Origin of the sequence: Brevibacillus sp. SKDU10, from assembly GCF_001645205.1 — a bacterium.
In the GTDB taxonomy this organism is placed as follows: domain Bacteria; phylum Bacillota; class Bacilli; order Brevibacillales; family Brevibacillaceae; genus Brevibacillus_B; species Brevibacillus_B halotolerans.
In genome coordinates this window covers 63,090-75,524 of record NZ_LSSO01000090.1, presented here as the reverse complement: position 1 = coordinate 75,524, position 12,435 = coordinate 63,090, and the positions used below count along the sequence as shown (strand labels likewise).

Genomic DNA, 12,435 nt, shown 5'->3' with positions numbered 1-12,435 from the left:
ATGGTGGGGAGAGACGGATTCGAACCGCCGAACCCTGAGGGAGCAGATTTACAGTCTGCCGTGTTTAGCCACTTCACTATCTCCCCATAAAAATGGTGCCGGCGATAGGACTTGAACCCACAACCCCCTGATTACAAGTCAGGTGCTCTACCAATTGAGCTACACCGGCATTTCAGCAACTAAAATATCATTTGTTTCACAACAAGATTGAGTATATCATGAACCTTTTTGATATTCAATACCTTTTTGAAAAAATTTTAAAATCGTATTTCCTTTTAAAATGGGACAAACTAGTACTGTGAAGGGAGGCTTTTCTCCATGAATTACGATCCACATCGTCATGCAGAGCCGAGTGAGTTGTTATTTGTAGATGAGCACGAATTGTCCTACCCTCCTCGTGAAGAAGATGTATTTACAGATGCTTATTTATCTTCACTGGGATGGTACGATTGGCCTGGAGCATTTTATTAAAAACTAGCTAGCTTGGGTTGCCAGGTTCAAATTGGCAACCCAATATTCGTATTTTTCGTTTTTTGTTCCTAATTTTTCCTTTATAAATATAACCATTCACTACATTCAAGATGTTCACGCAAAAGTGCGTAAGAGGTTTGCCACATGGAAGGTAAGTTTGTTATGATGAACACATCCTAACAAGGTAAGGAGTCCTCGACGATGAAAGCAAAAATTACTCGCAATGCGGCAAAAAAAATCAATGAAATCATGGCTCAGGAAACTGATAAAGATTTAAAGCTTCGCGTATACATCACACACAAACACGGTAATCATGCTCATTATGGAATGACTTTGGACAAACCATCGGAGAAGGATACCGTTGTATCTACTGATAAAGATATTGAAGTCCTCCTGCAAACCTCCGAGGAATTACTAGATGGCGTTGTAATAGATTATCTGTTTATTCCAGAGGAAGGCTTTGTTGTAACCAATCCAAGCAAGGGCAATACAGGAGATCACTAATTCTTCTACCTGATTAATTTGTTTGAATCAAATCATATTCTACATATTATTTGCCTTCAAGAGAAACCACGAGGAGCACTCTTCTTCGTGGTTTCTCCATTTTCTAAACAGGAGGAAGGACCATGCAATTTACTCAGATGAATCAAAACTTGCAAACAACACTACCCTATGGAAATTTAACCATCTCTAGTGACCGTCAGCAAGGCTTTAAACCGATTGATTTGTTAGTTTCTGCCATTGCTGGGTGTAGCCAAATCGTCTTTACTCGCATCCTAGAAAAAAAACAAATCTCATACAACTCGCTTACTCTCCATGTTGATGCCGTTCAAAGCGAGAATGCCCCGAATCCTTTGACGAAGATAAGTCTCATTTATACGATTACTGGTTCAGACCTTGTGCAGGAAAAGCTGGAAAAGGCCTTGCGCTTGGTACCTCCTAACTGCACGATTATCCAATCACTCCATCCAAATATCGAAGTAGTAGAACAAGTGATCATCTCTAAAGCATAAGTCAGCATCATTAAAGAAAAAACCATGATTGCATTATCGGAATGGATCATATCTTACTTGTTCATTCTGGCAAAGCCTCATGGTTTTCATTTGTTTTTCTTCCTTTTGGAAACGTTACTGACTATGATTTTTATCAGCTTTTCTGAATATGCCATCCCTTATTTGGGGATTGGTTGTATCAAGCGTACATCTAATCTTCTGAATGATTTTTCATATCATATCTCTTGTATAGCAGTTGCTTTTGTCTCTAGCCATGGAGTCACCTTAGCATCCCCTTGAATATATAGCAGAAGTTGATGGACAGGTCGTGACATGGTGACATAAAGTAACTTGGCATCCATCACATACTCCTTGTAATGTTCATCATCTACGTGTAGGACAATTACTACATCAAATTGCAGCCCTTTCGTCAGATAAGCAGGAAGAACGGTTACTCCACCTGGAAATTCCTTATCTTTCACACCTAGGTGATGGAGCTCAAGGCCCTTTTCTTTTAATGCTTTAGCAATTTTTTTACTCTCATGTATGGTTTTAGTGACAATCGCCACCGTTTGATGACCAATCGCTAATGACTTTTCAACCCGCTTTTTAATATCCTCTAGCATGTTGCTCTGACTCTTCGCCCGTAAAAATAACGGTTCTTCCCCATGACGCAACACCGGCTTTGCCTCCGTAATTTCCGGTAATTGAGTGCCCTTTAAAACCTCATTGGACCAATTCATAATTTCAATTGTCGAACGATAGCTCTGCTCTAACGTATAAAAGTCTGTTTTCTTTTTGAAGATATTTCGTAAAACTGGCTGCCAGCTATCTAATCCACGGTACGCATGAATCCCTTGTGCCAAATCCCCTACGATTGTCATTGATTCATTTTTCGTGTGTAAAGAAAGCACTAAAATCTCTACATAGCTCAAATCTTGCGCCTCATCGATTACCGTATGATCAAAAGGAGCTTCCTTCCCGCTTCCTTCCAGCAGATGACGAAGATATAAAATGGGAGCAAGGTCTTCTGCTTCTATACGTTCTTCCTCTATAATTGCTTTTGAAGTCTCCACGACATCCTGCAACCATTCATCTGAAATATCTTCACTAGTAAGCTTTCGTAAAAGCTCCCAATCCTGCAGAAGCTGGGTATACACAGTAAAAGCATCTATTTCTGGCCACTTCCCTAAATACAAAGCGAGCAATTCATCCATTTTCTTCTCGAACCGTAATAAGCTTGGCTTATCCAAATCAATTTTTGCTTCTCGTAAATGTGTAAACAATTGCTGGGTCATTTGTTGTTTAACATGCTTAGCTAAGGCTTCTATTCTCCGGTGATAGGGCAAATGAGCAAACTCATTAATAAACAACTGGCGAATATCTGCCTTTTTCATTTCAAACACATGCTTTGTCTTGTTATAAATAAATCGTAAATCCTTATAGGTAATCAGCTCATGCAACAAGTAATCCATATACTTATCTAGCATATTGCGACAATGAATAGAACCCTTAAAAGACATCCGATTCCACGTTTGACGCTTTTGTACCTGCTTACTAGCATCGTCTTCAAAGAAAAGCAACAATGGCTTGCTCGGATCAACAATTCGCCATCCTTTTGGTAAAAGTACCTTTACCTGTTTGGCAGCCCACTCTGAGAAAGTGGCTTGTTGTACATCCTCCACACCTAATTCGGGTAATACATCCGAAATATATGTTAAAAACAGCTTATTAGGAGCAAATACCATAAATTTCTTAGACGCAATCAAATGCTGGTAATTATAAATTAAATAGGAAAGGCGGTGTAATGCAATCGTAGTCTTTCCGCTTCCAGCTACCCCTTGAACCACAATAGCCCGATCTTTTTCTGCACGTATGATATCATTCTGTTCCGTTTGAATGGTAGCAACGATATCCTTTAATCGACTATCGTTATTTTGATTCAGACTAGAAGCTAAGAATTCGTCAATATAACCTTCTTCCAGAAAATCCTCTGGCGTCCCGATTTCGCGATTGATCGTCTCTTTTAACGCACCATCATAAATTCCTGTAATCCGACCATCTTCTATAGCAAAATTACGCTTAAGCTTTACTTCTCCACGTACAATTCCCTGTAATGTTCGGTAAAAAGCATCCTTGCTCTCCCCGCTATAATAAAGGCTAGCGATAGGTGCACGCCAATCTACTACAACACTATCCATTGTGTCGCGTTCTACAATCCCACGCTTTCCAATATATACGGAATCCATTTCATAGGTTTCGTCTTTCATGAAATCTACTCGACCAAAGTAAGGCTTTTTCACAGAGCTTTCCAGATGAAAGAGATCCCTAGCTTTCGAGGAATTGACTACTTGTTTGACATAATCGTCCGTTGCCTCTCGCAAATCCTCTCGCAGCTGTCCAATCTCCTTTTCAATCGTATGTACTGTTTTATCCAGCCGATCTTGTTCTTCCTTATATGCAGGATGATGAATGGTCACATGACTAACCTCCTTTTCATCAAACGAATATTTATCTTATCAAAATGAAAAAGCAATTCCAAGGATAATCTTAAAAATCACAAATGTACCCCGAGCAGCATCCCTAGTGCTGCAGATAAAATCCCCACAGAATAACTAATAAGCAAGTATATGAATCCTATCTGGTAACGTTTTGTTGTAACTAATGAATAGCTCTCCCACTTACATGTAGAAAAGGTCGTAAAAGCCCCCATAAAACCTGTGCCTGCCGTTACGATAAAAAATGGAGCTAAGGAAGAGCTTGTTAGTACCCCTAATAAAAAACAACCCAAAATATTAATACAGCAGGTCGCTAAAGGGAACATTCCTTTATAACGCTGATTGATCAGAGAACTGATTCCGTAACGAGCCATGGCCCCAAGACAGCCGCCCAATGCTGCTCCTATACTATTCAACAGCATCAGTATCGCTCCCTCTCTGTGCTAATTGGGTACCTATCCAAGAACCCAGCCATACCATCAATAAACCACCCCATAGACTGGCCAGCACATAGCAAATGGCAAGTCCATATTGATGCTGATGCCAAAGGGTAAGTGTCTCTACACTAAAAGTCGAAAAGGTCGTGAAAGAACCAATAAACCCTGTTCCTACTCCTAAGGTAAACCAAGCAGGCAGTTGATTTCGGGTTAAGAGATATTGATTGAGAACTCCCAATCCGATACAGCCTATCAAGTTAATTACTAGCGTACCTAAAGGAAATGACAGCTCCCACCAGCCCGATGTCCATGCTCCTACTAAATATCGAGATACAGCCCCCATCATTCCTGATAGTCCAACAATTAAAAAAGACATGCATTCTCTCCTTTATCCATTATTTTTCACATATATACAAATAAACTCCTACCAGCAATATTACTGGTAGGAGTCATTAGCCTATTGGCGCTTAGGGCGAACTCCATCGCCTCTTATTTACTTGTAAAAACCTGTTTCACAGCACTATTACTACGGATCATTGGAAAAATCACATAGACTAGTGCTTATGCTTAGGTTCCTCATCCTCTACATAACGGATCGAATCTAAACTAGATTTCAAGGAAGCCTTCATAGCATCAATGTATTTTTGACGAAGAGCTTGTTGCTCCGCTTTTTCTTCTGGAGTTAAGCCAACACCCTTCGATTTCTTGGCTAATTCATTAATACGTTTTATTTCTGCATCAGTAACCAATGGTGATACCTCCTCAACTAACTTCTCTTTATTATAACACAAGACCAAAGGAGAGGAGATATAAATTATGGCTTTCGCTTATCGGTATACTGGAATAGCTAGATTATTTCCTGCATAAATCATGGGGCTATCTAACTGATTTTGTTTCATGATCTCATCCATTAGTTCTCTGGCTGATAGCCCAGATTCCTGTTGATAAGCTTGTGCAATACTCCACAGCGTATCACCTGGCTGAATTGTAATGACTAAAGCTGCCTGCTGTGTATGAGGAGCCGCAATAGCCACTTTCTCTTTTCCAAAAATCATGCTGCCTGCTGCAAAAGATACTATGATCAGCAATAACGTTACGATTGCTTGCCCTCGCGTTATCCCTTTTCTATGATGTACCAATGTGTTCTTACTCGTCATTGTTTTATCTTTATATAGATTCTGACAATTGCTAGATTGTACCATCATTATCATCACCCTCGCAAACGTTTGTTCTCATTTCGATAACATCATCATAATGCGAACAAACATTCCTGTCAAGCGAAAGAATCGAACTAATGTTTGTCGAACGCAAATTCTCATGGTATAATGTAGAAAATATCTGGATCGAGAGAATGAGGTGTTCGAAATGTCCAAACTCTCCAATCGCCAACAAGCGATCATTGATTTTATTCGTAAGGAAGTAAAAGATAAAGGTTATCCCCCGTCTGTTCGAGAAATCGGTGAAGCCGTAGGACTAGCTTCCAGTTCCACTGTTCACGGTCATCTCGCAAGACTTGAAAAGAAAGGCTTAATCCGCCGTGATCCTACTAAGCCACGTGCTATTGAATTATTGGACGAGACTCGTCTACAGGACGATTATGAAAGCTCCATCGTTCGAGTACCAGTGGTTGGTAAGGTAACGGCAGGTCAACCTATTACAGCTATTGAACAGGTGGAAGAATATTTCCCATTGCCAGAAAACATCGTTACGTCTGACAATGTGTTCATGTTGCGCGTTATGGGAGAGAGCATGATCGAAGCAGGCATTTTAGATGGCGATTATGTAATTGTCCGCCAACAAAATGTAGCGAATAACGGAGATATCGTGGTAGCCATGACCGAAGAGGATGAAGCAACTGTAAAACGTTTCTTTAAAGAGAAAACTCACTTCCGTCTACAACCGGAAAACTCACAGCTAGAACCAATCATTTTAGATAATGTGACGATTTTAGGTAAAGTAATTGGCGTTTACCGCCTTTTCCACTAGTGCATTGGATTTTTAACTTCTCACGTGCTTACACGTACAAACTCTTGGTGAAGATCATACTCGCCAAGAGTTTTTTACTACTCAAATTTATTGTTCGTAACGGTTTATTTTATGCTCCACTCTGCCTAGCTCCTTGATACCTTTCGTGTTTCTCCTATTATTGGCTTATATTTAGGTGTAAATTAGCTACATAGCCACTTAAAACAGGTTTCTTTTTTAGCAAGTCTTCAAGCAAGTCTTCAAACAAGCCTTCTCTAATCCTGATGTGTAAACACAAATAAACCGAGATTGCCGTTTTCCCTACAGTAAATGATAGAGAATTTGACAATCTCGGTTTTATGGAATGGATCACACTCAAAATCCAATGTAACGATCCACAATAAGTTTTACCAAGCAACAATAAAGAACCAGATAATCATGATGAGTTGGATAGAGATTTTCATGATGACACTGCTAAAGAAACCTATAAGACTTCCTATCGCTATCTTAAAAGCTCGTTCTGCCGGTTGTTTTTGCATCAGCATTTCAATTAATAATACAAATATAAATGGGAGAATAATCATACCAAATGGCGGAAACGTAAGTACACCAATAATAACACCTAATATTGACCCGATTGCTGATGCTTTTGAGCCACCATATTTTTTAACAAAGTACATATTAGTCAATAGGTCAGCACCAAATAACACCACACTCAAAATTCCCATTCCCCACCAGAAGGAAACCGGCAATCCTGCTCCAGGCTCTGCAATCGCGAATTGATATAGTAAAAAACCGCCCCATAACATGATCGTATCAGGTAACACTGGGAAGAAAATACCAGCAATACTTAGACCAAATAGAAGTATAACGATCAACCATAATAAAACATCCATGTTTAAACCCCCTCTTTGTTGCATCTGACCCGTTTTCTATATGTACGTTTCAGTGCTCTCCTACGTTTCATTTTTACTAGGAGTTTCCTTTTTCTTGTTCGCTAAACGTGTCTTTTCCTACATATACATGGTCCTGCTCTTTTTTATGATCTCGTTTTTAGCAAAGCTTGACCTATTTACCTGTAGCGCTCTTTACCGGCTCCCTTTTTCCACTTCATACAGGCAAAAGGACAGCAAGAAAAAGGTATAAGGACAACAGGTGAAATGTTACATTTAGAGAAATTAATACTATACACTAAATTGTCCCCGCTCCAAGCCTGTATATCCTATTTCGGAAAGGAAGGTTGCAAGATGCACAAAATCGTTTGTTCTTTATTGGCAGTACCAATTGTTTTCTTACTGTCCTCGACTAGCTATGCGGCTTTAGATAAGCATAGCACAACAAAAGTAACTAGTAGTAGTAATGCTTACAGCCAATATTCTATTCCATTTGCACTAACGGTAAAGGAATGGGATAGAGGTTATGGAGAAGCTGGTGTCACAGGCCCTTTTTTCCTCGCGAAAGGTGGCAGCGTAACGGTTACGTTTGATAAGAAAGTAGACTCATTGGGCTGGTATCTACTGAATGCAAATACCTACGGAGCTGAAAAAATCTATCCAAAAGGCTCTACTGTAACCGTCCCACGACATTCACATTGGATTGTTATTCTGCAAAACGCTAGTATAAAACCTGTTACTATTACAGGAAACGTGACGATTCACTAGTCTTTTTATCACGTTATCACGCAACACCTTCACTGATCAGTTATCAGCTCTTACAGCCTCTGCATCCCCTAAAACTTGGTGTAGGAGAATGAGGAGATCTAATAAAATAAGCACCATTTTTCAGGTGCTAGATTATCTCTCGTTCTCCTCATCTGTATGTATGCCGATCGTCGAGAATTTTTGAATAGGACCATTCCAATCCTCGCGCCTGAATTCTTGATAATTATGATTTGTGTATTCCGAAATTAATGTACGCCAAAATTTTTGTGCCGAGATATTTTGTTCGATTTGGGAGATTTCCCATTCTCCCTGAAATTGATGGAATAAGCGAAATGCTACTTTTCTACCGATTCCACGCTTTCGATATTTTCTCATGATAAAAAACTCTGCAATGGAGTAGTATTCTATCTCTTGGCTTCGTATCTTTCGCAGTAACACAAACCCAGCATATTTTTCATCCACTTTGACAAAAAAAGGTATTCGAGCTGATTCTGTCCAATAATGGTCCAGAAACAGATAATCATATAAACCATGCTCATTAACATCTGCATGATCGAATTCACTAAAATCATATTGATATAGCTCGATTAGATGCCTTAAAATCATCTTTTGCTGCAAAGATACCTTCACAAGCTCTATTTTCATTTCTATACTCCTTACTTCATATAGAATGAGCTGTCGTATGCTAAGAAATACCTTAATGATAGCTTTATCGCATCGCTTATTTTCTTACACGCATCAATTTTCCGCTATTTAATCTTACTAAATCTTCTACCTTTATTTTCACTAATGAATGAGGAGAGCCTCCTCCCGTATAAACATACTCTAATTCTGTTATTTTCGGATCAACCAAAAAAATTGCCTCAAATCCAAAAGAAGGGACCCCACCGGCCGGATAACCCGTTCTTGCTAATACTTCCTTTTCATCTGCCAAACGCGGTCTTTTTATATTGAGTCCCTTACTTACGCGTGATGTACTAGCTCGATCCTCTCCTTTTACAATGGCCACAATTAGTCGTCCATCTTCATCAAGCATACAAATATTTTTAACCAGCTCATCAATAGAAGCATTTACAGCTTTAGCCGCCTCTTCGACCGTATGGCAAGATTGATTCAGTATAAAGTGCTGGGCATCAGCAGCTTTTGCATGCAGGTACTCTTTTATTTGCAGCTCATAAGAATTCATTGATCCCCCTCCGTCTCAAAATATTTTCCCCATTTTAGCTGTACTCCACTAGTAAATCAAGAGTGCCGGTGATCTTTTTTACGTAATATTCGCTGTATTTTGTTGTTTTGGTTTTTTTAACGTATAAAGCATCCCAATAAATATTAATAAAATTCCTACTGTTTGAATCATATTTGGTCGAAATCCAATTATGATCACATCTAATAAAATAGCAACGGCTGGATCCAAAAATACCATTCCTGAAATTGTTCTGGTCGATAGCTTTCGTACACTATCGAAAAACAGAAGATACACAACACCAGTGTGGATAATGCCAGTAATGATTGCGTATGCCCAATTCTGCGGAGTCAGGTCTAAAAATACATGGTAATGGATAAAGGGAAGCAAGCATATAGCGCCAATAGCAGTTTGAATAAACGTTGTGGCATAAACACTTGCTTGTTGTATACTCTTCCCTAAAATCATCGTTACTGCATAAAAAAGAGCTGCTAGAATAGCGTACAAAAATCCTGTCATTTGAAACGAAGCATTTGAGAGATCACCATCTACTCCAATGATAAAAACCGTTCCTACAAAGCATACAGAGATAGCCAGAATTGAGAGTATGGTTAACTTTTCTCTGAAAAGAAAGCTACCGACAAGCAAGACAATCATCGGAGCAAGATGATAGAGAGAGATGGCGACTGTAATCGAAATCAGCTCAAAGGATTTAAACAAGAAAATCCAATTTAATAAATTTGCTATACCACAGAAGCTAACCCTCATTAGTTCTTTTTTGCTCCATTGCTCTTTGATATACGTTCCTGTAATAAACCAGATCGAACCAAGAAAAACTGTCGCACAAATACATCTAATAAAAACCAATTCTAAAGCAGAAAGACCCGTTAACACAGAAAAAAATCCTACTGATCCAAAAATCGTCATCGAGATGAACATTTGAATAAAAGCCCTTATATCCATAATTTTTACTCCATTCCATTTGTAGAGGTTATTACTCTAACTACTACAATTAAACTAAAAATAAAACGGGTTCATGGGACTGAAACCGCTCTTTTTACTGCTAAAAGAAAAATGAAACTGTCTTTTGTAGCTACAAAGAAAAACATGCAGGTAATTAGAATAAAGAAATCCTTTTAAGTTATATACTATTATTCATAATCTTGAAGACATTGCAAGCAAACTTCCGCTTTATAACAAAAAATTCTAAATAAATAGTAGAATTTCTGCTCCGTCTGCTGCATTGCTTAGCCAATAACTATAAGGATTTCAGCTTTGAACACGAAAGCTACAATCACTAGCATCATGACAAACCTATATTATAAAATAATCTAGAGATAAAAGATTAAGGAGACATACAACTTTGATAGCTACATGTATTAGATATTATGAATTTGGGAGCCCGCAGGAGGTTTTACAGGTTGAACAAAAACAAATGAAACCTCCTATGAATGGAGAAATTCTTGTTCGTATGATTGATCGTCCTATCAATCCATCTGACTTGCTTCCCATTAGAGGAGCATATTCTCATCGTATTTCATTGCCTACTATTCCTGGGTATGAAGGTGTCGGCATTGTAGAGGAAGTAGGACCTTCCGTTTCTCATGAGCTTCTTGGCAAACGTGTTCTGCCTTTGCGGGGAGAAGGGACCTGGCAGGATTATGTGACAGCACCAGCAGATTTAGCAATCACGATACCACCTTCCATGGAAGATTACATCGCTGCCCAGCTCTATATAAACCCTCTAACAGCCTGGATAACGTGTACAGAAGTATTGCAATTAAAGGAAGATGATATCCTTCTCGTCAACGCTTGCGGTTCTTCTATTGGACGTATCTTTTGCCAGTTATCTGCTATTCTTGGGTTTCGACTGATTGCTGTCACAAGGAATCATTTCTATACTGAAGAACTCCTTCAGTTAGGCGCCTTTGCTGTCATTAACACCTCTGACACCGCATTACATCAAACTGTTATGGAACTGACAAATGGCCGAGGAGCTACTGCTGCTATTGATTCTGTAGGGGGCACAGATGGTTCAGACCTAGCTTTTTGTGTTCGGCCAAAAGGTACATTGGTAACGATCGGACTTTTATCGGGAACACCTGTTCATTGGGGGGAAATATCGCGTAGAACACAGGTAAACATTAGATTATTTCATTTAAGGCATTGGAATCAGCAGGTATCTGTACAAACCTGGCAAGACACCTTCTCCCTTGTACTAGCATTAGTAATGGAACAAAAGTTGGGGCTCATGATGCCATATGCTCATTACGATCTTTTGGAGGTCCAAAAAGCAGTTCAGATGGCAGAATCCTCTAGGAATAGAGGAAAAATATTCCTGCGCAATAAAGTGAATCACCATATTTTCGCTTAAAAATAAATAGGTCCTTCTATTGAGGAAGGACCTATTTACCATTTCTGGCGACTTTTATTCGCCAGCTCATTTTCGAATAAGCATGATTTCTACAAATCGTATAACTTATTCGACTTATTTATAAATAGAAAATTTAGCCGTAAAGTTCATTTTCTTTGTGAAAGAAGAATTTACACCTGCTTGAAATTGAACAGAAATGTTTCCATCTTTTGTAGCTTTAAAGATACGGCCGTATCTTGCGTACGTATCATATGTACCTATGACCTTATTATCAGCATCATAGACTGTGTATGTGATCGGATAGCCTGAATTTGTTACGGTAACGCTAAGCTCTTCCCCTTTTTTCAGATAGAAGGATTCTTTTGGAGCAACTTCATAAGAGCTTAAAGAATAATATTTAAACACATCTTGATCTTGAACACTTGCCGCACTTGCTTTCGTTGCTTCTAAACCTGTGAAGCTTGCTCCTGTCAATCCTGCAACTCCTAATACACCAGCTAAAAGAATTTTTTTAAACATCATAATTCCTCCCTTAGATAATTGTTAAAAAGTAAAAACTATGAAAATTATTAAAATTGCTTCTAACCACTTTCTTCTAATTTGTTCACCTCCTGTAATCATTATAGTTACACTGAGAACTATTATCAAGAATTTTTTTCTTATTTTTACAAAAAAATTAAATTTATAGATAAACAAGAATTTGTTAACATTCGAAAAAGCCCTATTTACCGGGCTTTCTGCGTCATGCTATAAAAATAGTCTCACAAATAAAAATATGAAAAACCCTCACGCATAATGACATGAGGGTTCTATGAATATGGTCTCTATTCAAATGTAGGCCTAGTCTTTAAAAA

At 38.7% G+C, this 12,435-nt stretch carries 16 protein-coding genes, 2 tRNA genes and 1 riboswitch; of the genes, 6 read left to right on the top strand and 12 right to left on the bottom strand.

The genetic code is table 11. The features are described from left to right. Position 1 precedes the first annotated feature (1 nt). A tRNA-Tyr gene (locus AYJ08_RS05725) sits at positions 2 to 86 on the bottom strand. A gap of 7 nt (positions 87 to 93) precedes the next feature. Further along, a tRNA-Thr gene (locus tag AYJ08_RS05720) sits at positions 94 to 169 on the bottom strand. A gap of 149 nt (positions 170 to 318) precedes the next feature. On the opposite strand from AYJ08_RS05720, the gene AYJ08_RS23865 reads away from it, so the two are divergent. The 3 genes from AYJ08_RS23865 to AYJ08_RS05710 all read left to right on the top strand — a co-directional run bounded on the left by AYJ08_RS23865 (position 319) and on the right by AYJ08_RS05710 (position 1,484). After that, positions 319 to 471, top strand: coding sequence for a hypothetical protein (locus AYJ08_RS23865; RefSeq protein ID WP_197490595.1), 153 nt, complete (start codon positions 319 to 321; stop codon positions 469 to 471). 201 nt (positions 472 to 672) lie between these two features. Next, positions 673 to 975, top strand: coding sequence for a HesB/IscA family protein (locus AYJ08_RS05715; RefSeq protein ID WP_064016928.1), 303 nt, complete (start codon positions 673 to 675; stop codon positions 973 to 975). A gap of 122 nt (positions 976 to 1,097) precedes the next feature. After that, positions 1,098 to 1,484, top strand: a complete 387-nt coding sequence (locus AYJ08_RS05710) for an OsmC family protein (protein WP_064016927.1) — start codon at positions 1,098 to 1,100, stop codon at positions 1,482 to 1,484. Between the two features lie 215 nt (positions 1,485 to 1,699). Here AYJ08_RS05710 and AYJ08_RS05705 read toward each other — a convergent pair whose 3' ends face one another. The 5 genes from AYJ08_RS05705 to yneA form a co-directional block, all read right to left on the bottom strand. Then, complete coding sequence (locus AYJ08_RS05705) at positions 1,700 to 3,943, bottom strand: HelD family protein (protein ID WP_064016926.1); 2,244 nt, start codon at positions 3,941 to 3,943, stop codon at positions 1,700 to 1,702. A gap of 77 nt (positions 3,944 to 4,020) precedes the next feature. Then, positions 4,021 to 4,383, bottom strand: a complete 363-nt coding sequence (locus AYJ08_RS05700) for a fluoride efflux transporter FluC (RefSeq protein WP_064016925.1) — start codon at positions 4,381 to 4,383, stop codon at positions 4,021 to 4,023. Continuing rightward, the gene (gene crcB, locus AYJ08_RS05695) at positions 4,370 to 4,774 is read right to left on the bottom strand and encodes a fluoride efflux transporter CrcB (protein ID WP_064016924.1); all 405 of its coding nucleotides are present in this window, start codon (positions 4,772 to 4,774) and stop codon (positions 4,370 to 4,372) included. The genes AYJ08_RS05700 and crcB overlap by 14 nt, the downstream gene beginning before the upstream one ends. Before the next feature lie 60 nt (positions 4,775 to 4,834). Beyond that, a riboswitch (Fluoride riboswitch) is annotated at positions 4,835 to 4,894 on the bottom strand. A gap of 58 nt (positions 4,895 to 4,952) precedes the next feature. Then, the gene (locus AYJ08_RS05690; RefSeq protein ID WP_064016923.1) at positions 4,953 to 5,147 is read right to left on the bottom strand and encodes a DUF896 domain-containing protein; all 195 of its coding nucleotides are present in this window, start codon (positions 5,145 to 5,147) and stop codon (positions 4,953 to 4,955) included. Positions 5,148 to 5,225: 78 nt separating this feature from the next. Further along, positions 5,226 to 5,603, bottom strand: coding sequence for a cell division suppressor protein YneA (gene yneA / locus AYJ08_RS05685; RefSeq protein ID WP_064016922.1), 378 nt, complete (start codon positions 5,601 to 5,603; stop codon positions 5,226 to 5,228). Between the two features lie 160 nt (positions 5,604 to 5,763). On the opposite strand from yneA, the gene lexA reads away from it, so the two are divergent. Next, positions 5,764 to 6,384, top strand: a complete 621-nt coding sequence (gene lexA / locus AYJ08_RS05680) for a transcriptional repressor LexA (RefSeq protein ID WP_003335869.1) — start codon at positions 5,764 to 5,766, stop codon at positions 6,382 to 6,384. A gap of 386 nt (positions 6,385 to 6,770) precedes the next feature. Here lexA and AYJ08_RS05675 read toward each other — a convergent pair whose 3' ends face one another. After that, on the bottom strand, positions 6,771 to 7,259 hold the full coding sequence (locus tag AYJ08_RS05675; RefSeq protein WP_031415649.1) for a DUF456 domain-containing protein: 489 nt from the start codon (positions 7,257 to 7,259) through the stop codon (positions 6,771 to 6,773). 351 nt (positions 7,260 to 7,610) lie between these two features. Here AYJ08_RS05675 and AYJ08_RS05670 point away from each other — a divergent pair, with 351 nt between their 5' ends. Beyond that, a complete protein-coding gene (locus AYJ08_RS05670; RefSeq protein WP_064016921.1) occupies positions 7,611 to 8,024 on the top strand; it encodes a hypothetical protein in 414 nt (137 codons plus the stop codon). A 132-nt stretch (positions 8,025 to 8,156) separates the two neighbouring features. Here the strand turns inward: AYJ08_RS05670 and AYJ08_RS05665 are convergent, their stop codons facing one another. From AYJ08_RS05665 to AYJ08_RS05655, 3 genes are all read right to left on the bottom strand, one after another. Next, positions 8,157 to 8,669 carry a GNAT family N-acetyltransferase gene (locus AYJ08_RS05665; protein ID WP_064016920.1) on the bottom strand — a complete coding sequence of 171 codons (513 nt, stop codon included), beginning with the start codon at positions 8,667 to 8,669 and terminating at the stop codon, positions 8,157 to 8,159. A gap of 76 nt (positions 8,670 to 8,745) precedes the next feature. Continuing rightward, positions 8,746 to 9,210: an aminoacyl-tRNA deacylase gene (locus AYJ08_RS05660; protein WP_064016919.1), complete on the bottom strand. Its 465-nt coding sequence runs from the start codon at positions 9,208 to 9,210 to the stop codon at positions 8,746 to 8,748. Positions 9,211 to 9,288: 78 nt separating this feature from the next. Continuing rightward, positions 9,289 to 10,170, bottom strand: a complete 882-nt coding sequence (locus tag AYJ08_RS05655) for a DMT family transporter (protein WP_064016918.1) — start codon at positions 10,168 to 10,170, stop codon at positions 9,289 to 9,291. A gap of 400 nt (positions 10,171 to 10,570) precedes the next feature. Here AYJ08_RS05655 and AYJ08_RS05650 point away from each other — a divergent pair, with 400 nt between their 5' ends. Further along, on the top strand, positions 10,571 to 11,581 hold the full coding sequence (locus AYJ08_RS05650) for a zinc-dependent alcohol dehydrogenase family protein (RefSeq protein WP_064016917.1): 1,011 nt from the start codon (positions 10,571 to 10,573) through the stop codon (positions 11,579 to 11,581). 114 nt (positions 11,582 to 11,695) lie between these two features. Here AYJ08_RS05650 and AYJ08_RS05645 read toward each other — a convergent pair whose 3' ends face one another. Then, positions 11,696 to 12,103, bottom strand: a complete 408-nt coding sequence (locus tag AYJ08_RS05645; protein ID WP_064016916.1) for a hypothetical protein — start codon at positions 12,101 to 12,103, stop codon at positions 11,696 to 11,698. Positions 12,104 to 12,435 lie beyond the last annotated feature (332 nt).